At 29.7% G+C, this 23476-nt stretch carries 24 protein-coding genes, 2 tRNA genes and 3 pseudogenes; 9 read left to right on the top strand and 20 right to left on the bottom strand.

Features of this window, described 5'->3' with window-relative positions; translation table 11 throughout:
* Position 1: 1 nt before the first annotated feature.
* The gene (locus BGS40_RS03185) at positions 2-472 is read right to left on the bottom strand and encodes an RNA pyrophosphohydrolase (RefSeq protein WP_087691793.1); all 471 of its coding nucleotides are present in this window, start codon (positions 470-472) and stop codon (positions 2-4) included.
* Positions 473-572: 100 nt separating this feature from the next.
* Between BGS40_RS03185 and hemW the strand changes: the two genes are divergently transcribed.
* From hemW to queA, 4 genes are read left to right on the top strand one after another with little or no spacing between them, the layout of a single operon-like run.
* A complete protein-coding gene (gene hemW / locus BGS40_RS03190) occupies positions 573-1640 on the top strand; it encodes a radical SAM family heme chaperone HemW (protein WP_087691794.1) in 1068 nt (355 codons plus the stop codon).
* 58 nt (positions 1641-1698) lie between these two features.
* Positions 1699-2115, top strand: coding sequence for a Sec-independent protein translocase protein TatB (gene tatB / locus BGS40_RS03195; protein WP_002852097.1), 417 nt, complete (start codon positions 1699-1701; stop codon positions 2113-2115).
* Positions 2108-2845 carry a twin-arginine translocase subunit TatC gene (gene tatC / locus BGS40_RS03200; protein ID WP_002928491.1) on the top strand — a complete coding sequence of 246 codons (738 nt, stop codon included), beginning with the start codon at positions 2108-2110 and terminating at the stop codon, positions 2843-2845. The genes tatB and tatC overlap by 8 nt, the downstream gene beginning before the upstream one ends.
* Positions 2838-3866, top strand: coding sequence for a tRNA preQ1(34) S-adenosylmethionine ribosyltransferase-isomerase QueA (gene queA, locus BGS40_RS03205; RefSeq protein ID WP_052781964.1), 1029 nt, complete (start codon positions 2838-2840; stop codon positions 3864-3866). The genes tatC and queA overlap by 8 nt, the downstream gene beginning before the upstream one ends.
* Here queA and lpxD read toward each other — a convergent pair.
* Genes lpxD through BGS40_RS03230 form a run of 5 tightly spaced genes read right to left on the bottom strand, consistent with a single transcriptional unit; the run spans position 3855 to position 8470 of the window.
* Complete coding sequence (lpxD, locus tag BGS40_RS03210) at positions 3855-4820, bottom strand: UDP-3-O-(3-hydroxymyristoyl)glucosamine N-acyltransferase (protein WP_002855215.1); 966 nt, start codon at positions 4818-4820, stop codon at positions 3855-3857. The two genes, queA and lpxD, sit on opposite strands and share 12 nt — an antisense overlap.
* Positions 4817-5281 carry an acetolactate synthase small subunit gene (gene ilvN, locus BGS40_RS03215; RefSeq protein WP_002852211.1) on the bottom strand — a complete coding sequence of 155 codons (465 nt, stop codon included), beginning with the start codon at positions 5279-5281 and terminating at the stop codon, positions 4817-4819. Before ilvN ends, lpxD begins: the two co-directional genes overlap by 4 nt.
* Positions 5278-6978 (bottom strand): acetolactate synthase large subunit, encoded by a 1701-nt coding sequence (locus BGS40_RS03220; RefSeq protein WP_087704383.1) that lies wholly within the window; start codon positions 6976-6978, stop codon positions 5278-5280. The genes ilvN and BGS40_RS03220 overlap by 4 nt, the downstream gene beginning before the upstream one ends.
* Positions 6979-6995: 17 nt before the next feature.
* Positions 6996-7439 (bottom strand): GatB/YqeY domain-containing protein, encoded by a 444-nt coding sequence (locus tag BGS40_RS03225; protein ID WP_087704382.1) that lies wholly within the window; start codon positions 7437-7439, stop codon positions 6996-6998.
* Between the two features lie 11 nt (positions 7440-7450).
* Positions 7451-8470 carry a bifunctional 3,4-dihydroxy-2-butanone 4-phosphate synthase/GTP cyclohydrolase II gene (locus BGS40_RS03230; protein ID WP_087691796.1) on the bottom strand — a complete coding sequence of 340 codons (1020 nt, stop codon included), beginning with the start codon at positions 8468-8470 and terminating at the stop codon, positions 7451-7453.
* Positions 8471-8562: 92 nt separating this feature from the next.
* Here BGS40_RS03230 and BGS40_RS03235 point away from each other — a divergent pair.
* Both BGS40_RS03235 and BGS40_RS03240 read left to right on the top strand, forming a co-directional pair.
* Positions 8563-8637, top strand: a tRNA-Gln gene (locus tag BGS40_RS03235).
* Positions 8638-8668: 31 nt separating this feature from the next.
* Positions 8669-8744: transfer RNA gene (locus BGS40_RS03240), tRNA-Met, on the top strand.
* A gap of 21 nt (positions 8745-8765) precedes the next feature.
* Here the strand turns inward: BGS40_RS03240 and BGS40_RS03245 are convergent.
* The 11 genes and pseudogenes from BGS40_RS03245 to BGS40_RS03295 all read right to left on the bottom strand — a co-directional run bounded on the left by BGS40_RS03245 (position 8766) and on the right by BGS40_RS03295 (position 16712).
* Complete coding sequence (locus BGS40_RS03245) at positions 8766-9638, bottom strand: helix-turn-helix transcriptional regulator (protein ID WP_096738360.1); 873 nt, start codon at positions 9636-9638, stop codon at positions 8766-8768.
* Positions 9635-10702 (bottom strand): annotated as a pseudogene (locus BGS40_RS09695) (HP0729 family protein). Before BGS40_RS09695 ends, BGS40_RS03245 begins: the two are co-directional and overlap by 4 nt.
* Positions 10703-10710: 8 nt before the next feature.
* On the bottom strand, positions 10711-11496 hold the full coding sequence (locus BGS40_RS09230; protein ID WP_257841694.1) for a hypothetical protein: 786 nt from the start codon (positions 11494-11496) through the stop codon (positions 10711-10713).
* A gap of 11 nt (positions 11497-11507) precedes the next feature.
* A complete protein-coding gene (locus BGS40_RS09700) occupies positions 11508-11864 on the bottom strand; it encodes a hypothetical protein (protein ID WP_257841695.1) in 357 nt (118 codons plus the stop codon).
* Positions 11865-11890: 26 nt separating this feature from the next.
* Entirely contained in the window at positions 11891-12178 is a 288-nt protein-coding gene (locus tag BGS40_RS09360; protein ID WP_180753099.1) for a hypothetical protein, read from the bottom strand.
* Positions 12179-12188: 10 nt separating this feature from the next.
* Positions 12189-13655: a hypothetical protein gene (locus BGS40_RS09555; protein ID WP_096738361.1), complete on the bottom strand. Its 1467-nt coding sequence runs from the start codon at positions 13653-13655 to the stop codon at positions 12189-12191.
* 18 nt (positions 13656-13673) lie between these two features.
* Positions 13674-13844, bottom strand: a complete 171-nt coding sequence (locus BGS40_RS09970; protein WP_374220164.1) for a hypothetical protein — start codon at positions 13842-13844, stop codon at positions 13674-13676.
* A gap of 265 nt (positions 13845-14109) precedes the next feature.
* Complete coding sequence (locus tag BGS40_RS09975; RefSeq protein WP_096738362.1) at positions 14110-14400, bottom strand: DUF3944 domain-containing protein; 291 nt, start codon at positions 14398-14400, stop codon at positions 14110-14112.
* Between the two features lie 78 nt (positions 14401-14478).
* A pseudogene (locus tag BGS40_RS03285) lies at positions 14479-14672 on the bottom strand (hypothetical protein).
* Positions 14617-15273, bottom strand: a pseudogene (locus tag BGS40_RS03290) (hypothetical protein). The pseudogenes BGS40_RS03285 and BGS40_RS03290 overlap by 56 nt, the downstream one beginning before the upstream one ends.
* A 62-nt stretch (positions 15274-15335) precedes the next feature.
* A complete protein-coding gene (locus BGS40_RS03295) occupies positions 15336-16712 on the bottom strand; it encodes a replicative DNA helicase (protein WP_087691800.1) in 1377 nt (458 codons plus the stop codon).
* Between the two features lie 153 nt (positions 16713-16865).
* Between BGS40_RS03295 and BGS40_RS03300 the strand changes: the two genes are divergently transcribed.
* The gene (locus BGS40_RS03300) at positions 16866-17795 is read left to right on the top strand and encodes a DUF2860 family protein (RefSeq protein WP_052797794.1); all 930 of its coding nucleotides are present in this window, start codon (positions 16866-16868) and stop codon (positions 17793-17795) included.
* A 49-nt stretch (positions 17796-17844) separates the two neighbouring features.
* On the opposite strand, the gene BGS40_RS03305 is transcribed toward BGS40_RS03300, so the two are convergent.
* A complete protein-coding gene (locus tag BGS40_RS03305) occupies positions 17845-19173 on the bottom strand; it encodes an MATE family efflux transporter (protein WP_002872655.1) in 1329 nt (442 codons plus the stop codon).
* A gap of 180 nt (positions 19174-19353) precedes the next feature.
* A complete protein-coding gene (locus tag BGS40_RS03310; RefSeq protein WP_096738364.1) occupies positions 19354-20289 on the bottom strand; it encodes an NAD(P)-binding domain-containing protein in 936 nt (311 codons plus the stop codon).
* Positions 20290-20359: 70 nt separating this feature from the next.
* On the opposite strand from BGS40_RS03310, the gene BGS40_RS03315 reads away from it, so the two are divergent.
* Positions 20360-21592 (top strand): glutamate-5-semialdehyde dehydrogenase, encoded by a 1233-nt coding sequence (locus BGS40_RS03315; RefSeq protein ID WP_096738365.1) that lies wholly within the window; start codon positions 20360-20362, stop codon positions 21590-21592.
* Positions 21589-22674, top strand: a complete 1086-nt coding sequence (locus tag BGS40_RS03320; RefSeq protein ID WP_060809780.1) for an FUSC family protein — start codon at positions 21589-21591, stop codon at positions 22672-22674. The genes BGS40_RS03315 and BGS40_RS03320 overlap by 4 nt, the downstream gene beginning before the upstream one ends.
* Here BGS40_RS03320 and BGS40_RS03325 read toward each other — a convergent pair.
* The gene (locus BGS40_RS03325; protein WP_060809779.1) at positions 22671-23468 is read right to left on the bottom strand and encodes an amidohydrolase family protein; all 798 of its coding nucleotides are present in this window, start codon (positions 23466-23468) and stop codon (positions 22671-22673) included. The two genes, BGS40_RS03320 and BGS40_RS03325, sit on opposite strands and share 4 nt — an antisense overlap.
* Between the last annotated feature and the right edge of the window lie 8 nt (positions 23469-23476).

Consider the following 23476-nt stretch of genomic DNA (forward strand, 5'->3'; position numbering starts at 1 on the left):
TTTAGATATAACCTTTCTCTTCAAAATATTTGATCACTTTAACATAAATATTTTTTTTGAAATGATTAATCATTTCAAAAATTTGTTTAACACTCACAAATTGATAATCGTCAAATTCGGGATGCTTGGTATTAATATTGATTGTAACACCGTGTTTTAAACGCACTAAAAAATATTTTTGAATCTGCCCATCATAAGGATACATTTTTTTAACAATTTTACTCGGAAAATCATAACTCAACCATTCTGGATACTCGGCAATGATTTCAACCTCATCAGTGCCTATTTCTTCTTTTAGTTCTCTAAATAAAGCGTTTTTGACACTTTCACCTTTATCAATACCTCCTTGTGGAAATTGCCAAATATTATCCATATCACTTCTTCTAGCTATAAAAATCTTACACTCAAAAGGATAAGAACTTGATAAAACAATAGCTGCAACATTTGGTCTATAATTTTTCTCGTTTTCCACAATATTTTTCCTTAAATCTCAAGGATATAATTTTAACCTAAATCAAATCAAATTTTTATTAAAATACATTAAAAATTTAATAAAATATTTTAGGGTTTTTATGCATTTTTATATCCATATTCCATTTTGTGAAAGCAAATGTAATTATTGCGCTTTTACAAGTTTGAAAAAAAATGATTATGAAAAAGCCTATTTTAAGGCTTTAAAAGAAGATATTGTTTTTCAATTAAAACAGTTTAACATTCAATCAAATCAAATTAAAACCTTATTCATAGGCGGAGGAACACCAAGTTGTGTTGATGCGTATAATTATGAAGATATTTTTAAAATTTTATATCCCTTACTAGATAAAAATGTAGAAATTTCATGCGAAGCTAATCCCAACTCTGCAACATTAAATTGGCTTAAAAATATGAAAAATCTAGGAGTTAATCGCATTTCTTTTGGAGTTCAAAGTTTTCATCCTAAAAAACTTCACTTCCTTGGAAGAATTCACAATCAAGAAATGATTATCAAAGCATTAGAAAACGCAAATAAAGTAGGTTTTAAAAATATCAATTTAGATCTTATTTATGATACGAAATTAGACAATAAAAAAATGCTTGAATTTGAACTCTTACACTTAAAACAAATCAAGGATTTAATCACACACCTTAGCGCTTATAATTTAACCATAGAATCAAACACAGCCTTTGCTAAAAAAGAACATTTCAAAAAAAATGCTCCTAATTTAATGAAATTTTTCATCAAACAACTTCTAGAACTTGACTTTTTTCAATATGAAATCAGTAATTTTTCAAAAACCAAAGCCCAAATTTGCAAACATAATCTTGCTTATTGGCAAGGAAAAAACTACCTAGCTTGTGGATTAAGTGCGGTAGGATTTTATGAAAATAAACGTTTTTATACAGCAAAAAATTTAAAAAATTACATAGAAAATCCCACTTTTAGATCTATAGAGCAACTAAGTTCCAAAGACTTGAATTTAGAGCACCTATTTTTAGGACTTAGAAGTATAGTAGGGATTAATGAAACAAAACTCAATCAATGGCAAAAAGACAAAATAAATATATTATTAAAAGAAAAAAAACTTTTTTACAAAAATAAAAGATATTTTAATCCTAATTTTCTCATTAGCGATGAACTTGCTTTATATCTCTCATCTTAAATTTAAGTTTTTTAAGTAAAATATTTATTTAAAATATCAAATCAAAGAGTAATGATTAATGAGTTTTGGTGAAATTATAGTTATTTTAGTTGTAGCGATTTTAGTCTTAGGACCTGATAAACTTCCAGAAGCTATAGTACAAATAGCAAAAATTCTAAAGGCTGTAAAACGCAACATAGATGATGCAAAATCAAGCATAGAAAAAGAAATACGCATCAATGACTTAAAAGAAGAAGCTAAGAAATACAAAGATGAATTTTCAAGCACTAATGAAAATATACGCAAAAAACTCAGCTTTGAAGAATTTGATGACCTTAAGAGAGATATTTTAGATAAAACAAAGGTAGATTTAACCTTTGATAGCAGAGATGATAAAGTAAAAAATAACCTTAGCGGACAAAATTTAAATACAGAAGAAAAACCAAATCTTAGCAAATTAGAAACACAAGATAAAAACGGAAAAATAAATGTTTGAAGAATTAAGACCTCATTTAATAGAACTTAGAAAACGCCTTTTTATAAGCGTTGCTTGCATTGTAGTTATGTTTATTGTATGTTTTGCTCTACGAAGCTATATCTTAGATATTCTAAAAGCTCCACTTATAGCTGTTTTACCCGAAGTAGCCAAACATGTAAATGTAATTGAAGTACAAGAAGCCTTATTTACCGCAATGAAGGTTAGTTTTTTTGCAGCCTTTATCTTTTCTCTACCTGTAATTTTTTGGCAATTTTGGAAATTTGTAGCTCCAGGACTTTATGATAATGAAAAACGCCTTGTAGTGCCTTTTGTTAGCTTTGCGAGCATTATGTTTGCCTTGGGGGCTTGTTTTTGCTATTTTGTTGTAGTGCCTTTGGCTTTTAAATTTTTGATTAATTTTGGTTTAAATGAAGATTTTAATCCTGTAATTACCATAGGAACTTATGTAGATTTTTTTACAAAAGTTGTTGTGGCTTTTGGCTTAGCTTTTGAAATGCCTGTAATTGCCTTTTTCTTTGCTAAAGTCGGACTTATAGATGATAGTTTTTTAAAACGCCATTTTCGCATAGCTGTTTTAGTTATTTTTGTTTTTTCAGCCTTTATGACTCCACCTGATGTTTTATCTCAATTTTTAATGGCAGGACCGCTTTGCGGACTTTATGGACTTTCTATTTTAATTGTTCAAAAGGTAAATCCTGTCCCAAAAGATAAAGAAAGTAATGAATAAAGACTTACTTCTTTCAAGCTATGATTACACTCTAGCTAATGAACTCATAGCCAACTATCCTACAAATCCAAAAGAAGATGCTAGGCTTTTGGTTTTTGATCGCAAAAACAAAGAAATTTTTCACACTACTTTTAAAAATTTACAAGACTTTTTACCCAACTGCGCGATTTTTTTCAATGATACCAAAGTTATTAAAGCAAGAATTTATGGTAATAAAGCAAGCGGAGGAAAAATAGAACTTTTCTTACATCAACCTTTTTTAAATTCTCACAATCCACTTTTTCTAGCTCAAATTAAAGGGCGCGTTAAAAAAGATGAAATCTTATATTTTAAAGAGGATTTAAAAGCGCGCGTTGTAGAACTTTTAAATGATGGTCTTCGAAAAGTTCAATTTTTTCAAAATGATAAAACCTTAGACACCTCAAATCTTTACAACCTGCTTGACAAGATAGGACATATACCCTTGCCTCCTTATATTAAAAGGGAGGATGAAAAAAGTGATTTGAAAGATTATCAAAGTATCTTTGCAAAAAATTTAGGCGCAGTGGCTGCTCCGACTGCAAGTTTACATTTTAGTGAGACTATGCTTGAAAATTTAAGAAAAAAACACGAAATTTATCATTTAACCTTGCATGTAGGAGCTGGAACCTTTAAAAGCGTGGAATGCGAAAATATACAAGAGCATAAAATGCATAGCGAATTTTTTAATATTCCGCAGCAAGCATATGAAATTATAGATTCTAAACAAGCTATTTTAGGCGTAGGAACAACAGTAACAAGAACCATAGAATATTATGCAAGAACTAAAACAAAAAGTGGTTTTTGTGATCTTTTTTTACACCCGCAAAATCCACCTATAAGACAAAATTATCTTTTGACCAATTTTCATTTACCAAAATCTACTCTTATCATGCTAGTTTCAGCTTTTATCGGTAGAGAACAGTGTTTAAAACTTTATGAACTCGCCATAAAAGAAAAATATCGCTTTTACTCTTATGGCGATGCGATGTTAATCTTGTGATTTTTCTTTAAAATTTATTGCTATTTTAGCTTGAAGTTTTAGCCAATCTTTTTGAAGCATAATAGGAAAACCACCATAAACACGCCCGCCTTCTAAATTTTTACTCACGCCGCCTCTTGCAGCTATAGTACTAAAATCGCCTATTTTTAAATGTCCACTCGTTGCACTTTGACCACCCATAATAACATTGCGTCCTAACTCACTTGAACCTGAAATTCCGGTTTGCGCCACAATGATACAATTTTGACCTATATTGCAATTATGTCCGATTTGAACTAGATTGTCTACCTTAGTACCTGCTTTGATAATAGTACTATCAAAAACTGCTCTATCTATAGTTGTACAAGCCCCCACTTCTACAAAATCTTCTAAAATCACATTACCATTATGATAAATTTTATAATGTTCGCCGTTTTTATTGTGCGCATAACCAAATCCATCGCTTCCTATTACACAATTGGCAAGCAAATGACATTTTTTACCGATTTTAGTGTCATTATAAATCACTACATTAGGATGAATAATACTCTCATCACCAATACTGACATTATCGCCTATATAAGCTCCTGCCATAATGATTACATTTTCACCGATATTTACATTATCACCTATATAAACATTAGGCATGATTCTTGCGCTTTTTGCGATATTTTGTACTTTTTCTTTAGCTGTGCTTATCAAAGGTTTAGCAAAAAGCTTGCTTAAAAAAGCAAAACTCAAATGTGGACTTTGAGTAATCAAAGCTTTAGTATCTTTAGGTACTAAATTTTCATATTCTTTAGATACTAAAATAGCAGCAGCTCCTGTGTGAGGTATATCTTTGGTATTTTTCTCACCATCACAATAAGTAAGCTCTGTAAAATTTGCTTTCAATAAAGAATTTAAAGCACTGATTTCTATATCCTCACCTTTATATTCCAAGCTTAAAAATTCTGCTATTTCACTTAATTTCATTTAATCTCCATCAAAACAGATCCACTGCGAACTATATCACTAGGATTGTATTTTTTAATTGTTTTTAAAAAATTATCAATGCGATTTGCATCATCAGCAACCATTAAAAACAAAAAATTCTCATTGCTATTTGCAATAGTACCATTATAAGCTTTCAAAACGGCATCAAGTCCACCTAAATTTTCATTTAAAGGAATTTTCACCAAAGCCATTTCTTTGTCAATAAATTCTTCACTTTCTATCACTTTATAAGTAGGAATGAGCTTATGAAGTTGTTTAACTATCTGCTCAAAAGTTCTTTCATTTCCTGAAGTGACTATATTAATACGAGAAAATTCTTTATTTTCCAAAGGTGCTACTGTAAGCGAGTCAATATTATAACCTCTTCCTGAAAAAAGTCCTACTATACGAGATAAAACCCCATGCTCATTTAAAACAATTACCGATAAAACCCTTCTCATTGTCTATCCTTTGCCTTTGGTAAAATCATATTATAAATCGCACCTCCTGCAGGCACCATAGGTAAAACATCTTCAAAGCGATCAATTTTTACATTTAAAAGAGAGGTTTTATCACTTTTTAAAGCTTGGCTAAAAGCTTGAATGAATTCTTCTTTGCTTGAAATTTCATAACCTTCACAACCAAAACCTTGAGCAATTTTGACAAAATCAGGCTGAGTGCTTAAATCAGTGTGTGAAAAATGCTCTTTATAAAACATACTTTGCCATTGTCTTACCATACCTAAAAAGGCATTATTTAAAATAATATTTATAGTTTTTATACCATACTCATGAGCAGTCATAAGCTCTTGGATATTCATTAAAACCGATCCATCGCCTACGAAATTAATCACCACTTCTTCACCCACGGCAAGCTTTGCACCCAAAGCAGCAGGTAAAGAATATCCCATAGTTCCTTGCCCTCCACTTGTTGCAAGTTGTCTTGGATAATTAAAAGGATAAAACTGTGCCACCCACATTTGATGCTGACCCACATCGGTGATAATCCTTGCATCTGGAGCCATTTTCGCACATTCTTCAATCACCCATTGCGGTTTTAAAATCTCATTGCTATCTTCATAAGAAAGCGGATAAAGTTCATTATAACGCTTTAAAGTTTCGTGCCATTCTTTAAAAGTTGTGTTGAAATTTTCCTTTTTAAGCTCTTCTAAAAGCTCTTTAAGAACTTCTTTAATATCTCCTACTATAGGATAATGCGCATTGATAATCTTTGAAATAGAACTAGGATCAATATCAACATGAACTATAGTCGCATGTTTAGCAAATTCACTTGTTTTTCCTGTAATCCTATCATCAAATCTCGCTCCTACACTCACAAGCAAATCACACTCACTTAAAGCCATATTAGCAGCATAGCTTCCATGCATGCCTGCCATTTTAAGATTAAAAACATCATCACTTCTTAAAGTTCCAAGCGCCATCAAGGTTTCAACTGCTGGAATTTTTGTAAATTTTACAAGCTCTCTGATTTGCTCGCTTGCATTAGAACTGATGCAACCTCCACCTAAGTAAAACAAAGGTCTTTTTGCTTCTTTTAAAAGCTCTGCAAATTTTTTAATTTGCTTTGAGTTACCCTTATAAACGGGCTTATAAGTTTTCATAGAAATTTCTTTAGAGTATTCCCAAAGTCCCAAAGTTGCACTTACATCTTTTGGCACATCTATATGCACAGGCCCAGGTCTACCACTTCTTGCTATATAAAAAGCCTCTTTTAAAATGCGTGGAAACTCTTCTATACAAGTAACTAAATAATTATGCTTTACACAAGGTCTTGAAATGCCTACTGCATCAATTTCTTGAAAAGCATCTGTACCAATAAGAGAATTTGCCACCTGTCCTGAAATCAACACCAAAGGGATAGAATCACTATAAGCCGTAGCTAGACCTGTAATAGTATTTGTAAAACCTGGTCCGCTTGTAACTATAGCTACGCCCACTTCTCCGCTCATTCTTGCGTAAGCATCAGCAGCATGCAAAGCCGCTTGTTCATGACGCACTAAAATATGTTTAAAATACTTTTGATTGTAAATTTCATCATAAATATTAAGCGCAGCGCCTCCAGGATAACCAAAAACAATTTTAACATTTTCTTCTTTTAAAGCCTCGCAAATCATTGCCGAACCGCTTAACTCTTTCATAATAACACTCCAAAAAATTATTGTAAAAGCTCTTTAAGTGCTAAATTAAGTCTTTTGCCATCAACACTCGCACCTAATTTTATTTTAGCTTCTTTCATTACCAAACCTTGTTCTTTTAGTGAACTTACGCCCAATTCTTCTATAAGTTGTTTTAAGGCTAAAGTTAACTCCTCATCACTTAGTTGTTTAGGCAGATAAATTTCAAAAAGACTTATTTCATTTTGTTCTTTTTGTACTAAATCTTCACGATTTGCCTTAAGATAAAGTTCGATTGCGTCTTTGCGTTTTTTGATTTCACTTGCAATGATTTTATAAATTCTTTCATTATCCAACTCTATTCTTTCATCCACTTCTATTTGCTTAAAAGCTGCATTGAGAGTTCTTAAACTATCTCTTTTAAAATCATCTTTTTGTTTCATTGCCTCTTTGATATCGTTTAAAATTTGTTCTTTTAAAGTCATTTTTTTCCTTTTTAGTTAAAATTACAAGCTTTAAGATTTAAACCAAAACCTTCTAAGCCTATATAGTCTTTATCACAACTTTGAGATAAAAGTTTAATTTCTTCTATACCAAAATATCTTAAAATCTGTGCTCCTATACCATAGTTTTTGTATTGAGTAGTACTGGATTTTTCTCCTTGCATGAAAACTATAACGCCACCATTTTCACTAAGAAATTTGATTTGCTCTAAAAGTTTTGAAAATTTATCTGAAGTTAAAAGCTCAAAATCACTACCACTGATATGAAATTTAACATTTTCACATTTTTTGATATCTTTAAAGCAAAAAGCTATGTGTTGGGTTTGATTATGATCACTAAAGATAAATTTGTCTGCTTTAAAGCCTGCTAAAACACTTTGACTTTTTTCTTCAAGCTTAATAAGGCTTTCATGTTTTAGGCGATATTCTATAAGATCGCTTACGGCTATCATATTTAAATCATGTTTTTGGCAAAAAATTTCTAGATCTTCTCTTCTTGCCATATCTCCATTATCTTTTACAATTTCACAAATCACACAAGCACCTTTTAATCCTGCTAATTTACAAAGATCAACCGTGCCTTCTGTATGACCTGTGCGTTCTAAAACCCCACCTTTTTTTGCGATTAGAGGATTGATATGCCCTGGTCTTACAAAATCACTCGCTTTAGCATTATCATCGGCAAAAATTTGTATAGTCATATTTCTTTCATAGGCGCTAACTCCCGTTGTAGCATCTTTTGCATCTACGGTTATGGTAAAAGCAGTTTCGTGGTTTGAAGTATTTTTAGGCACCATTAAAGGAAGTTCAAATTTTTTTGCTAAAGCTTCATCTAAGGCTACACAAACCACACCACGAGCTTCTTTTATCATGAAATTTACTTTTTCTTGAGTACTAAATTGCGCAGGAAAGATTAAATCGCCTTCATTTTCTCTATCTTCTGCATCTACCATAACAAGCATTTTTCCTGCTTGTAAATCCTTAATCGCTTGTTCTACGCTAACAAATTTCATTTTTATTTCCTTAAAATTTTTAAAATTATAACTTAAATTGCTTGACAAATAAATTAAAATTCATTATAATCACACTTTTAAAAAATATTTATTGGGGTATCGCCAAGCGGTAAGGCAACAGGTTTTGGTCCTGTCATTCAGGGGTTCGAATCCCTTTACCCCATCCACTCTTATTTTATATTTCAAAGATCTTATAGCCGCGAAGTAGAGCAGTGGTTAGCTCGTCGGGCTCATAACCCGAAGGTCGGGAGTTCAAATCTCCCCTTCGCAACCAGTTATGGATTTAAAATAAATTTTATTTAGATAGATTGTTTAAATAACTTTTTAAAATATCTTCCAGCCGTGTTTTCAGTTCTATAGGAGCTAGAATTTTTATATAGGGGATCCACTGTTTAACCAAATGTAAAATTTCATCTTCATAGGAAACTTGAGTGCTTAAAGTATAGCTTGTTTCATCTTCATTAATGATTTGATAATTACTTAGTATTTCTTTTCTAAAAAAATATTCCTTAGCATTTTTATCAAGTTTTAAAATCACTTCTTTGCTTTCTCCAAGCCAGATATTAGGATCACTTTGGATTTGTTCCTCAAGTTTTTCATTGGGAATAAAATTTTCATTTTTAGTGCGAAGTTTTGAAATTTTATCTAAATTAAAATGTTTTAATTTATCGTTTTCATCTCCTAAAAGATACCAAATTCCCTTGTAATTTACGAGTTTGTAAGGTTTGATTTGGCGTTCTTTGTCCTTATAGAAAAAATTTAATACATTGTGTTTGAGTATAGCCACACTAAGATCTTTAAAAAGCTCATAATCCACCTTTTGAAAACCTTCATTTTTTACCATCAAAACTTTATTTACCCTATGGCTTAAAAGATCAACTATAAAGCCTTGATCGAGTTTTGGATAAAGCTCAGCAATGCCACTTAAGGTGGCGAAATTTTGTATATCTTTAAAGCTTAATTTTCCCAAAGCAAAGCTTTCTAAAACATATCTTCCATTTTCTTTTTTAATAGGCATAAAAGCAAGTCTTTCATTAAGATCCCTTTGTATGGTTCTTGTATCGACATTAAACTCTTGTGCAAGCTCTTGGGCGCTTAGACTTTCTCCATTGTTAAATTTTGATAAAATCTGCACCAAGCGTATGCTTAATTTGTCGTATTCTTTCATGAAATTTCCTTGTGAGTTAAAATGCTTTTTAACAAACTTACGCCTTCTATGCCTAAAATTTCATTTCTAAGTTTTTTGACTTCATTTAAACTTGGGGCTTTTGCATGAACGGCTTCATTACGGATTTCTTGAATGAGAGTAAGACTTGTTGAAAAAGGATAATTGATAAATTGAGTTAAACTTTTTCCTAAATGACATTAGATATTTTCATGTCTGAGTAGAAATTTAATACTTCCAAGATTGGGTTTTTGGGTAAAAAAATCTTTAAGTATAAAAGATTTGCCTTGGACATTATAAGCTAAATCATAAAGGCTAGGATCTTTCATATAAGCTTTTAAAAGAACTTTTTTGGTAAAAGCGTAAATTTCGTATTCTAAGGTTTTAGAGTATTTGACTATAATACTTGTAAAATCATTTAAAAGATCGTTTTCGCTTTGCAAAAGCTCTAATTCTGCATGAATGATATTGCTTATGCTATCAGGGTGCAAGAGATAAAAAATCCTTTTGCCAAAAACAAAGCGTATGAAATTTTCTTGCATGGCTAGGTATTCTTTGCTTTTATACACACTTAGATAATGCTTTTCACCTCCTAAAAATAAGAACACTCTTCTTTTAATCTCACAGGCAAAGGATAGGTGTAATTATTGCCATAGATAGCATAGGTGTGATCGTTTGGTGTGATGAAATTGGCTAAAAAATTTATCTCTTAAAAGACTAAAATCTTCCCTGACCAATTCTCTTAAATCACTAATAATAAAAAAGTCTTCCACTTCTAATTTTTTTTCTTTATAATAACTAGGAATCAAACTTTCATCAACATTTTTAGAAATTTTTACCACTTTAGCGACAAATAAATTAGCATAATCGCTTAAAAAGAGTTGCAAGAAATTTTCTTCATTTGTACTTTGGTAAATTTCTTCTAAGGAATTTTGCTTTTCTTGATCGTTGAGTTTTGATTTGATTTTGCCAAAGGCAACTTGGGATTTTTCTTGTAAAATGCTTAAATGTTGCTTGATGACATCTTCTTGATAGTAGGGATTATAAAGGATTAAAAGGTGGTTCATGCTTTGCCTTATTTTAGGATTTCTTTAAAAGGTTTAGATTTATTATGAGCTTCAATTAATAAAATTTTACAAGTGTCATCTAGATATTTTTCTAATTTTTTATTATCTATTTTTCCATTATTATATAATATATAAATTTCTTTAAGAATTAAAGTGCTAAATCTTATAACATTAATTAAATTGATTTCAGAAAGGAAAACTACCGGATTTGTTATAGGATTTTTACTTTTTATCCATGCACCACCAGTATCAATTAATAAAAAAGTACCAGATCCTATTAAAAGCATTTTATTTAATTCAGGTATGTCATCTTTTGGTATACATTCTTTCCATTCTTTTTTGTGGTAAAATTTAGCTTTTATTATATACATAAAACGAATTAGCATTTCATTAATCATAACAGGAATAGACATAGTAACTCCATGCCTAAGATCATATCCTTGTTCAAAAACTTGGGTTGCAATTTGTGCTAGTGTTTGTCTATGTTGTCCAAAATTTCCAAAATCACAAAGTAAAAATAAATTATAAAAAGGCATAGGAATGCCTGCACCTCTTTCCTTTCTTCTACTAGATCCACACCAATCAGATGCTAAATGTCCAAACCAATTAAAAAATCCACAAAATATTTTAGCAATAAAATTTCCCCCTTGTAATTCAAAAGTATTTGTATCTATGGTTATGATTTTTCCGTTGCTGACAAAAGTTGAAGTATTGGTAAATTGATTTACTATAGATACAAATAACCCGAAAATATCTGGAGAGTGACCTATGCTTTTTAAATGATGATTTTTCATACTTAAATTATCTACTTTTCCATTTGTTCCATTTCTTCCATTTGTAGTAGATCATAATTAATTTTAAATTTGTTTTCCAAAAACGCTATAGCACTTTTAGTTAAATCTTTGTTTTTGTCTAATGCTTTTTGCTTATCCCAACCACATAATTGTGCAAATTTTTGAGTCATTTTTTCTACCGTCTTATCTACCTTTTTTCCTAGATAGCTATCTTTAGGATTTCCAACTAAAAAAATGTCCATAATGCCAGCTATTGCTCCACATGTTATTGCTATTAAATAATCATACTTATCACACTCTGCATTTCTATGGGTAAATTCATCTTCAATTCTTTTTTTAACATCTGATAAATTTGAATAAGTGATCAAAAATTTTAAAGAATCTTCATTTGAGTTTATTTTTTTAAGTTTAAATATTTTTCAATTTCTTGACAATATGTTTCCCAATTACTATAAGTGTTAAAAAAATTTTCCAATGAATCGATTGATTGATTTTCCTTATATTCTATATTGCTCAAATTTTGATTTTTTTCTGTGATGCTATTTTGAATCTGTTCTACGGTTAAATATTGTTCTTTGATATTTTTTTCAATTTCGGATAATTTATTTTGTATTAAAAAGATTTGTTGTTTTTCGGCCAATATAGCCTTTTCTATTTTGGTGTTTTCTTGTATTTTATCCATAAAATTATCCTTATAGATTTTTTAATTTAAAAAAATTTGAAAGTTTTTCTAAATCTGACGAAGAAAGATTGTCATTGCGCTCATACTCATGAGTATTTTGATTATAGGTATGGTATTGTTCTATAAATTGAATATCATCTTCTTTTAGATGATTATTTATTGTTATCAATGAAAGCGTTTCTGGGCAATATAAAAGTTTTTCCCTTTCTTTAAAAGTTTCATTATTTTTTGAAGCCAATTTTAATAATTTTATTAATTCTTGTAAATTTTGTGTATTTGTATTACATTGCTCAATTAAATTATTGATGATATCAATAATTTGGGTAATTGTTTTTTGATTTTCTTTGAGAATTTCTTGAATAATAAAAAGACGTAATTGTTGTTTGTTTTTATTGTGATATTTTTTTGAAGAATCAATTAGTGGTAATTTTATTAATTCCCCAAATCCTAGTAACTCCATAATTGATACAGACATGCCAATTGTCATTCCTGAAAGATACAAACCGTTTAATGATATATTATTTTTTGTAGCTGTTTCGGATATAAAGTTAAAAATTTGCTGAATTTCTTTATTATCGTCTAATATTATTTGATATTCTTTTTTAATGATTTCTTTTATCCAATAGATTTCTTTAAGGTCTTTGATTTTAAAAATGTCTTTGTTTTCATACAAAAAATTATAAATTTTATTATCTTCAAAATCTATATCAATTAAGTCTTTTATTAGTGAAATTAAAATATATTTGAATTGCATAAATCTAGATTCTTGTTTTATGATGTTTAGCAAATCTTCAAAACTAGAATGTTTATTATGTAAAAAATCTTGTATTTTATACCTTGTTTCTGAAGCAACATTAATTTTATTCATTAGAGCAAAAATTTTGATTGATCTTTTTTCATCTAAAAAACCGTATTGATCTAATATTATTTTAATGATAACTTTTATATAGTTTTCTTTAATACTTTCGTTTGTTTTTTCTAAGGCTTGTGGAAACATACTTTCATTTTTAAAACTTTCTATGTTATTTTTTGAAGTTAAGATGTGTAAAAAATTTATTATAAGCTCATCATTTTCTTCTATGTAGTTTTTCTTTTTGAAATCATCAAATGAAAGATAAGATGTTCCAAGATTATGAAAAGATATGGGAAATTTAATGTCTTGAAGAGTTGTTGTTTTTTCAGATAAGGATTTATTTGCCTCTTTGAAATCTTCATAGTTGATTTTCATTAAAACTTCATCTTCTTTTCTTTTAAAGATAACTTCTTTGCCAGTAAAACATATTCCGGTAGTTTTGCTAAAATAATTAAAGGATGTTGAGGTATCATAAAAAGCAATAATGTGTTCCGAAGATACCTTAAATATCTTCGAAATTGTTGTAATTTCTTGCTCTTGCATATTGAAAACAAGTTTTATTTTTTTTGTATTTAATGAATTTTTATCAATATTTTCTATGATAAATTGGCAAATATTTTCCATTAATGCATTTCCTTGTGTTTAGTTTTTTGTATTGTGTTTTAGTCTTAAAATTATAATTTGAAGTACTGCTGGTATAGTAACCCTATAGGCTGGGCTAGCTAAATCCAATGCAGTCCATGTGGTCATAATTATCCAACCTACCGGACCAGAAAAAAGACTTAAAGCTCTTGTAAGTGTTGCATTTCCCACAAGAGATAAACCTCTTCCTAGTAAAACTTTCATAACTTGATTTGCAACTATTACTGCAATTTGATAGCTTTTAAATCCACCTATTTTAATAAGAGATTACAATCCCATTACAACTGTTTGTTTATTAATATTAGAAATGCCAAGTTCGAAAATATTTACAAGTTCTCTTAATGTATTTTGATCTTGAGAATTTTTTAACTCTTCTTCTATTAATTTGCATAAAAGTGATGTTTCTATGGAGTTTGTGTTTCATTTTCATCAAATTTTACATCAATTTTTTTGCAACATCGCGTAGAATTTCATTATATAAAACTCCACCACCTCGAAATATATTAAGAATACTATTTCCTCCAAATTTTTGAAATTCTTCTAAAATGAGTTCAATATATTCTTTATGATCTGAATAATGTTTTTTATAAAGATCATTATTGGTTAACTCTTCAGTAAAACGAACTTTTCCGTCTTTATCATGGGTTAAAATTTTTACAAGCTCATCGAGTTCTGGACTGCTTAATTCTTTTAAGAATTCTAAATCTTTATCATATCTGTAGGCCATATTTTCTCCTTGTTTTTAAAATTTTTAACTTTGTATTTTATCAAATCCCCCGCCCCAGTCAAGGGAGAAGTGAAATTTTTAAGTTTTACGCCATAACACTAGCGCTAAAATTGTGATTAAATATATAGCAAAATTATATTATAAGGATAAGGTTGCATAGAAAGAAAAATAAGTATCGCTATGCCAACAAAAACCATAAACGCTATAAAATACAAACTACACATCAACACTATAGCAACAAAGCCAGCTATAAGGCTTAAAATTCCAAGCATTATTCCATTGTTTATTCCACATAGGAGAACTCCACACAGAAGGAAAAATATACCGAGGAAAAGTTTAAAATTTTGTTTGCAGATAAAATCTCTGTGTTTTTCTCTCCATGCTTTCGCTTATCATTTTTACAACCGCTAAGTCATTTTTTTCGCTTTGTGTTTCCAAAAAAGCACTTAAGCATTCAAATTTTTTAGCATGGTCGATCACTTTTATCATTTGATCTTTATAAGACGACAAAAGAAATTCTGTTTTATGATTATTTTTAGAGGTAAAATTTTGCTCAAATTCTAAAAATTCCTTAGAATTAAAATATTTTGAAAAGCCGCTATAACACTCCATGCATTCACAAAGAAATTCTTGAATTTGATTTTTCTTTTGTTCGACTTCAAGCTCTCTTTTGAGTTTATATTCTTCGGTGTTGATTACATCCTTACAGCTTGGAACAATAGTATGTGTATCAAATTTTATTTCTGGCTTAGATAATTTTTCATATAATTTTTTTATGCCATATCCTGTAGCTGTAAGAGCTATACTACCAAATGCGATTTGTTTTAACATTTTCTCTCCTTGTTTTAAAATAACAAAGAAAGTATAAAACACCCTTGCGACAGGTTGTGTTGTAAAAAATAACTTTAAAATATTAAAAACTTATTTTATTAAAGCTAGCCTGTAAATTCAGTAGTTTCATAGCCTATAGGTTTATCTACAAAACAAGATTTTTCTTTTAAAAATACAACTTCTATAGTTCCAACAGGCCCATTTCTATTTTTTCCAACAATAATTTCAGCATTTTCTTGCATAGGATTTGGTATAAAAAGCCTTTGATAAGCTTTGCCTTCAGCTTTAGCTTTATTCTCTCTTTCTTTTTCTTCTTGTTCTCTATAAACCTCATCGCGATATACAAACAAAATAGCATCCGCATCTTGCTCTATAGCTCCACTTTCTCGCAAATCACTCATCAAAGGACGCTTATTTGCCCTTTGCTCTAAGCCACGATTAAGTTGTGAAAGTGCGATAATAGGCATATCAAGCTCCCTAGCCAAAAGCTTAAGTCCTCTTGAAATTTCACTAACTTGCAAATGTCTATCATTAAAATTTGAATTACTCATCATAAGCCCTATATAGTCAATCACACAAAGTCCTATACTTTCATCTTGGGATTTTAAACGCCTTAAAATAGCCCTTACATCAGCAATAGTTGCATAACCACTATCGTAAATATATAATTTCTTTTGACTATAATCATTGCAAGCATCTCCTAAACGCTCCCATTCATCATCGTTTAAATCTGCAGTTAAAATTTTTTGCAAAGGAATAGAAGTTTTGGAAGATAGCATTCTTTGCATGATTTGAGTTGCAGGCATTTCAAGAGAAAATAAAGCCACGCCTTTTTTTTGTCTTAAAACCTTATCAATGAAATTTAAACAAAGAGTTGTCTTTCCCATACCTGGACGCGCGGCGATTATTATAAGTTCACCCCCTTTAAAACCTTTTGTCATTTTATTTAGACCTTCAAAACCTGTATCAAGCCCTATAATACCTTTATTTTCTAAAGTTTTTTGCTTTTTAAATTCTTCAAAAAGTTCTGATATTACTATATCAACATCTTTAATATCTCTAGAATTCACACGATTTGTAATGCTAAAAATTTCTTTACCAATTTCATCTGCGATTTCACTTACAGCACGATCTTCATTGATACGAGTTGGCAAAAGATGTGCAAAACTCAAGAGTTGTCTTTTTACGGACTTTTCGTGAAGTTCATTTACATAAGCAGGCAAATCTATCATAGAAGGAGTGGCAAGAATTTCTGCTAAAATTTGCTCATCTATTTTTTTATGTTTTCTTAAAAAACTTACAGAAATGGGCTCTTTGTTATTACTACAAGCTACAACCGCTTTAAAAATATCTTGGTGAGCTTTAAGACTAAAATCTTTTGGGCTAATATCACCTGCTATACTAGCATAAGCTTCTTCACTCATGATACAACTGCTTAAAATAGCTCGTTCTAAATCCAAGTCATAATACTCTTGCTGCACTAAATTTCCTTATAAGTATAAATTAATTCTAAAAATTCTATCTAAAAAAACTTAAATTATAAAACTTAATTTTTTTATAAATATTTAAAGTAATATTAGTTACAATTATAAATGTAATTTAATTACAAACAACAAACATTTCAAGGAGAACATTTGAAAAAATATTTATTTTCCTGTGTTTTAGCCTCCATTTTAACCCAATCAGCTACGGCTGTAGAATTTCAAGAAGGTTTTAGTGGAAATTTAAGCATAGGTGTGGGTGCAAGGGATATTAAAAGTAATATTTCAACCTTGGCAAACAGCGATTATCTAAGCAGTTACAATGCTGATAATTCAAACTCCTCTTTCATTCCTTTTATCGGTGTAGAACTTTACTATGGTAATCTTATAGATAATGATAGAATTTTTATTAAAAACTACAATGGAAGAGATATCAGCGGTATAGCTTTAGGCTACGAAAGAGCTTATTTAGAGCGTTTTAGCACTTCTTTTTCTGTGATTTCCTCTTTAAGAGAAAAAGCTTATGCAAATCCTTATGCAATAGGAAATAGAGAAGAAACTGATGTTGATAGATATGGTTTTAAAATCTCTCAACTTTATGAAAGTGATTTTGGGAAATTTACCACTTCATATTTATTTAGCAAAAACAAATATGATAAAGACACTATCGCACAAAGCTCTTTAAAAAGGGAGGGATATTATCACGAAATTGAATTAAACTATAATTATAGCTTATTAAACCTAGGACTAAATTATGATTACAATGATGCAGACGGAAAAGCTCAAAGCTATTCAAGATATGGTTTTAGTATAGGAACAAATTTGGCTTTTGCTAATGATTACATCTTCACTCCACATTTAAATCTTAGCAAATATGAAGCAGTAGGAACTGATCCTATCTTCCACAAAAAACAAGATGGTAATATAGTTAAGCTTAATCTAAAAGTTGTTAAAAATCAATTTTTGGGTTATAACGGACTTTATGGTTTTGCAAATTATGGCATAGAAAAAAGAAATAGCAATATAGGATTTTATGATGAAACCTATCAAATTATCCTAACTGGTATAGGATATAAATTCTAAAAAATTATAAAAAAAGCTCCTTTGATAAAATTTAAAAAAGATCTATCTCCTATAAAGATAGATCTTTAAAAATTCTTTTAAGAAAAATCCAAGCTAAAATCAAAACACAAAATTCAGCAAAAAATGGACTTAGCCATACTCCATTTAAACCTATAAAATAAGATAAAAGCAAAAGAAAAAACAAAGGTATAAATAAATTTTGCGCCAAACTTAAAACCAAAGAAAAGCTTGCCTTATTAAAAGCTGTCAAAAAAGAACCACTTAGAACATTAAACCATGCAAAAAAATAATTAAAAGCAAAAAGCATCAAAGCTGTATAAGCAAAAGTTTTAAATTCTTGATTGTTTTCTTTTGTAAAAAGCGTGATTAAATTTTCTCCAAATATCAATATAAGCACTATAGAGAATAAAGATAAAAATCCCCCTGCAAAAAATACCACTTTTACAATAGCTTTGATTCTTGAAAAATCTTTTTTAGCATAGTTGTAACTAAGCGCAGGCTGCATTGCATCACCCATAGCAATAATAAGCATTATAATAAAACTATCAATATATAAAACTATAGAAAAGGCTGCCACGGCTTGAGTATCAGAAATTTTTAATAAAACAAAATTTGCAAAAATACTATATAAAGATCCTGAAATATTGCCAAAAAACTCACTGCTTCCGTTATAAAGAATATTTTTAAAAATTTTTAAATTCATGTATAGGCTTGAAATTTTAAGCTCTAAATTTTGAAACAAGAAAGGAAAAATTCCAAAAATACCACCTAAAACAAGTCCCAAACAAGTTGCAAGAGCAGCTGAAAATAAGCCCCAACCCAACTCGACTATAAAAATATAATCAAGCACTATATTGCTTAATGCTATAATTACATTCATTACCATACTATAAGCAGTTTTTCCGCAAATTCTTAAATAATTATCCAAAGCAAAAGAAAGCATAGTAAAGGGTGCAAACAAAGCAAAAACAAACATACATTCTTTAGCCATCGTTTTAATCTCATCGCTAACATTTAAACAATCAATCAAAACAGGTCCTAAAAAATACTCTAAAATTCCAATAAAACAAGAGATTATAAAAATAATCAACATACTTGAGCTAAATATCTTTCTAGCTAAATTCTTCTTGCCTAAACCTAAATGCATAGAAATTTGCACTGCTGATCCTATGGCTATCATATCAGCCAAAGCAAAAGACATCATGATAAAGGGAATAATCAAGGCTAGTGCCGCTAAAGCATCACTTCCTAGATATTTTCCAACAAAAATTCCATCAACTATATAATAAAAAGAAATAAAAGCCATGCTTATAACATTTGGCACGGCACATTTTACAAAAAGCCTAAAAGGGCTTAAGGTGCTAAAAATACTTGACATAACAATCCTTAAAATATTTAAAATTAAAAATATTTTAAACCGCTAATAAAATGCCAAAAGTCCTAGTATGTAAGAATTTAAATAAAGTAATTTCGCAATAAGTTTATTAATATTTATTTTATTTTGCATATGAATTTTCTAGATTAAACTAAAATAAAAATTTAGCCCAAAGGCTAAATTTTAAAGCACAGAAAGAATTTTCACAGCGTCATTTAACCCTGTAACTATACTTGCTCCATTTTTAGTAGCAATATCTCCTGCTACAAAGATGCCTTTAACATTGCTTTGTTTGTTTTCATCCATTAAAGGCACGCCTTTATCATCAACATTAATCCCACATTTTTGTAAAAAATCAAGTGGAGTAGAACCACCAATAGCATAAATGATTCTATCATAAATATCGCTTGTACCATCGGTAAAATTTACTTTAGCTTTGCCATTATCATCTTCTACTTCATTAATATCAATTCCTAATTTTAACTCTACCTTACCCGAATTTCCAGCTTCGTGAATATCTTTAAGATTTATATCATTTAATCTTGTAAATTCTTTTTTACGATAACAAAGGCTAACTTGATTTGAATTTGCCAAATCCACAGCGTATTCTGCTGCTGAATTTCCGCCACCTACAACAAGAATTTTTTCATTTCCCAAAACTGAATTGGCATTAAAATTAATGATTTTTGTTAAAGTCATAGGAAGTTTGTAATCAGGTTTATTAGGTTTACCCATTCTACCTATAGCAACAATAATGTTTTTACACTCATAAACACCTTTAGCTGTATTTACTAAAAAAACTCCATTTTCATTTTTAACGCTCTCAACTTCAGAACCAAATTCAACTTCTATATTGTGCTCTTTTAAAGCGTTTTGAAAAGTTTCTATAGTGCTTTCTTTGGTGCCATCTTCAAAAGGAACATGTCCGTGATTGGTTCCTTCGCATCCCTTATAAGCTTTATCTACTCTTTTGCCATCCTTATAAAATTGCATTAAAGTTTGACAAATGTTATTTGATTTTTCTAGTATCAAAACTTCTTTGTTTTTAAGCTTGGCTTCAACTGCACAGCCTATCCCTGTTGGACCTGCACCTACTACAATTAAATCTATTTTTTTCATTTATATTTACCTTTCAATTCTAAATTTTTTTGTATAATTTATCAAGTTTTTTGTAAATAAAGGATTAAAAATGCGAAATTTGCTTGAAAATATTAAGAAAAATTCTCAAAAACTACTTAACTTAACACCCAAAGATAAAGAAAAAATTATTCTAAAATTAGCTCAAATTTTAAGAGAAAATTTCAAAATTATCCTAGAAGCAAATAAAAAAGATATGGCAAATTTCACAAAAAGCGGAGCAATGAAAGATAGGCTTTTGCTAGATGAAAAACGTATTTTAGCTCTTTGCGAAGGCCTAGAAAAAATCGCTTACATCGAAGATCCTATAGGCAAAATTTCTAAAGGCTGGAAAAATTATGCGGGTTTGAGCATACAAAAGATGAGCATTCCTTTAGGACTCATTTGTGTTATTTATGAAGCAAGGCCTAGTCTTAGCGCTGAAATCGCAGCTTTAATGATAAAAAGTTCCAATGCTTGTGTATTTAAAGGCGGAAGTGAAGCAAAATTTACAAATGAGGCTATATTTACTCTTGTTAATAAAGTACTTAAGGAATTTGATTTGCAAGATTGTTTTGCTATGTTTACCCAAAGAGATGAAATCTTGCAAATTCTAGCCTTTGATGATTTAATCGATGTGATCATACCTCGCGGAAGTTCAAATATGATACAAGACATTGCAAACAATACCAAAATTCCTCTCATTAAGCAAAATAAAGGCTTGTGTCATGCTTTTGTAGATCAAAGTGCTAACTTAGATATGGCTTTAAAAATAATCCTTAATGCAAAGTGTCAAAGAGTAAGTGTTTGTAACGCTTTAGAAACGCTTTTAATCCATGAAAAAATTGCTAAAAATTTTATAAGTCTTTTAATACCTGAATTTGAAAAATTTAAGGTAAAAATTCACGCCCATGAAAATGCTTTGGCTTATTTTAACAACTCAAATTTAGAAATTTTTAAAGCAAATGAAAATACCTTTGATACAGAATGGCTTGATTTTGCTTTAAGTGTAAAATTAGTAAAAGATTGCGATGAAGCTATAGAGCATATCAATAAACACAGCTCCTTGCACTCTGAAACCATTATCTCAAATGATGCTTCAAATATGGCTAAATTTCAACGCCTTATAAACTCATCTTGTATTTATGCTAATGCTTCAACGCGTTTTAGCGATGGAGGAGAATTTGGCTTTGGTGGAGAAGTTGGAATTTCAACCAACAAATTGCATGCAAGAGGTCCTATGGGGATTGAAGATATTTGCACTTATAAATATATAATCAATGGGGAAGGACAAATTCGAGAGTGAATAAAATAGAAATACTAAAGCAACACTTTAAAGAAATTGCTAAATTAAATTCAAGCGAACAAGTTTGGCAAATGCCTTTTTTTGCGGCTTTAGGCGTGGGTATAGTTTTAGGGCTTAGTGTATTTTTTGGAAAATTAAACTATGGACTCATTGCCATGATAGGAGCTTTGTCTTTTTTATATGTTCCAAACACTCCTTTATATCATAGAATGGCTGTTGTGATGTGCTGTTCTTTTGGCATAGTTTCTAGTTTTTTCTTAGGAATTTTAACTCATTTTTTGCCTGCAATTTTTGCCTTCATCCCTATAGGAATTATGGCCATGGGAAGTTCTATTTTAATTAGATACTATAACATTGGTGCACCTGGATATTTTTTCTTTGTATTTTCTTGTATTTTAGGAGCTTATTCTCCTTTTGAAGCTAAGGATTTTATCTTTTTAGTAGGTCTTGTTTTTCTTGGAGCAATGGTAGCTAATTTAATGGCTTTGTTATATTCTATCGTTGTGATTTATGGATTTAAAAATGCTTTACCTAGCGAAATTCCACCTAGAGAATACATAGGTTTTGATGCAGTTTTTGTGGATTCTTTGATCATGGGTTCTTTTGTGGCTTTTTCTATATTTATAGGAACTTTTTTAGAACTTGAAAGAAGTTATTGGATAGCCATTTCTTGCACAGCTATTATGCAAGGTGTAACTTTAAATTCTATATGGATTAAACAAATTCAACGCATCATAGGAACGGCCTTAGGGGTATGTTTTGCATGGTGGCTTTTATCTAAACAATTTCACGATATAGAGCTTATTTTACTTATGATGTCTTTGTTTTTTATAGGACAATTTTTAATCAATCGAAACTATGCTTTAGCTATGATTTTCTTTACTCCTTATGCTACTTATCTTTCGGAAGCAGCTAATTTTATGAGTGAAAATGCAGATAAATTAATACTCGCTCGTTTAATTGATGTTGTAATAGGAAGCATTTTAGGGCTTTTAGGTGGTTTTGTGATTTACAAACCTTATCTAAGAGTGCATTTTGAACGCATTGCAAAATACATCTTTAGGATAAAACAAAAAGCTTAAAAGCCAAATAAAGCACAAGCATTATCCCCTAAAATTTGCTCTTGTTCTTTTCTAGATACGACAACTTCATTAAAAGCCACTAGAGCCGATGAAAAATTAATATTTGCTTCAAAATTTGTATGTGGCCAATCGCTTCCAAAAACAAAATTGCTAAGTGGAAAATGTTCTTTTAAAATTTCATATATTTTCTTTGCAAATTTTACAGCTTGTTCATTATTAGCATAGTCTATTTTTGCTCTATAAAAACCGCTAATTTTAAAAAATATTCTAGAGTTTTTTAAGCAAATTAAATCCTCTAAATTTGTTAAGTTTGCATTAGCTCTTGCTAAATGATCGATAACAATATTACAACCATAAGGAATTAAATTTTCAACAATATCAACAAGATTATTATCTAAATCTCTTTGAATTTCTATTTGCATTTTAAGCTTACTTAAATTTTCAAAAAATTGAGTCCAAACCATACTTTTAAAATTTGGCAATTCTTTGCCAATTAAATTTAATCTAACTCCACAAGCTTTTCTTTCTTTTAGTTTTTTAAGCTCATCAAATTTAATATTTTCATCAACCACAACTATAGCTTTTATATTTTCATCTTTTTCTATACTCTGAAGCAAAAATTCATTATCAATACCTAAAAAACTTGGCTGAACTAAAACCCCTTTATTAAAATCATAATGATCTAAATTTGCTTTATAATCTTTAAAACTAGCGTCATAATCAGGCTTATATCTTGCATTTGCAACCGTATTTAACTTTTTCAAAAATATATGTGCGTGAGTATCAATCTTCATTAAATTAT

The organism is Campylobacter sp. 107, from assembly GCF_002383835.1.
In the GTDB taxonomy this organism is placed as follows: Bacteria; Campylobacterota; Campylobacteria; order Campylobacterales; family Campylobacteraceae; genus Campylobacter_D; species Campylobacter_D jejuni.

Coding starts and splice junctions, on each gene's coding strand:
- hemW (WP_087691794.1), top strand. CDS start 573: ATGCATTTTTATATCCATATTCCATTTTGTGAAAGCAAATGTAATTAT.
- tatB (WP_002852097.1), top strand. CDS start 1,699: ATGAGTTTTGGTGAAATTATAGTTATTTTAGTTGTAGCGATTTTAGTC.
- tatC (WP_002928491.1), top strand. CDS start 2,108: ATGTTTGAAGAATTAAGACCTCATTTAATAGAACTTAGAAAACGCCTT.
- queA (WP_052781964.1), top strand. CDS start 2,838: ATGAATAAAGACTTACTTCTTTCAAGCTATGATTACACTCTAGCTAAT.
- lpxD (WP_002855215.1), bottom strand. CDS start 4,820: ATGAAATTAAGTGAAATAGCAGAATTTTTAAGCTTGGAATATAAAGGT.
- ilvN (WP_002852211.1), bottom strand. CDS start 5,281: ATGAGAAGGGTTTTATCGGTAATTGTTTTAAATGAGCATGGGGTTTTA.
- BGS40_RS03220 (WP_087704383.1), bottom strand. CDS start 6,978: ATGAAAGAGTTAAGCGGTTCGGCAATGATTTGCGAGGCTTTAAAAGAA.
- BGS40_RS03225 (WP_087704382.1), bottom strand. CDS start 7,439: ATGACTTTAAAAGAACAAATTTTAAACGATATCAAAGAGGCAATGAAA.
- BGS40_RS03230 (WP_087691796.1), bottom strand. CDS start 8,470: ATGAAATTTGTTAGCGTAGAACAAGCGATTAAGGATTTACAAGCAGGA.
- BGS40_RS03245 (WP_096738360.1), bottom strand. CDS start 9,638: ATGAAAGAATACGACAAATTAAGCATACGCTTGGTGCAGATTTTATCA.
- BGS40_RS09230 (WP_257841694.1), bottom strand. CDS start 11,496: ATGAAAAATCATCATTTAAAAAGCATAGGTCACTCTCCAGATATTTTC.
- BGS40_RS09360 (WP_180753099.1), bottom strand. CDS start 12,178: ATGGATAAAATACAAGAAAACACCAAAATAGAAAAGGCTATATTGGCC.
- BGS40_RS09555 (WP_096738361.1), bottom strand. CDS start 13,655: ATGGAAAATATTTGCCAATTTATCATAGAAAATATTGATAAAAATTCA.
- BGS40_RS09975 (WP_096738362.1), bottom strand. CDS start 14,400: ATGGCCTACAGATATGATAAAGATTTAGAATTCTTAAAAGAATTAAGC.
- BGS40_RS03305 (WP_002872655.1), bottom strand. CDS start 19,173: ATGTCAAGTATTTTTAGCACCTTAAGCCCTTTTAGGCTTTTTGTAAAA.
- BGS40_RS03310 (WP_096738364.1), bottom strand. CDS start 20,289: ATGAAAAAAATAGATTTAATTGTAGTAGGTGCAGGTCCAACAGGGATA.
- BGS40_RS03315 (WP_096738365.1), top strand. CDS start 20,360: ATGCGAAATTTGCTTGAAAATATTAAGAAAAATTCTCAAAAACTACTT.
- BGS40_RS03325 (WP_060809779.1), bottom strand. CDS start 23,468: ATGAAGATTGATACTCACGCACATATATTTTTGAAAAAGTTAAATACG.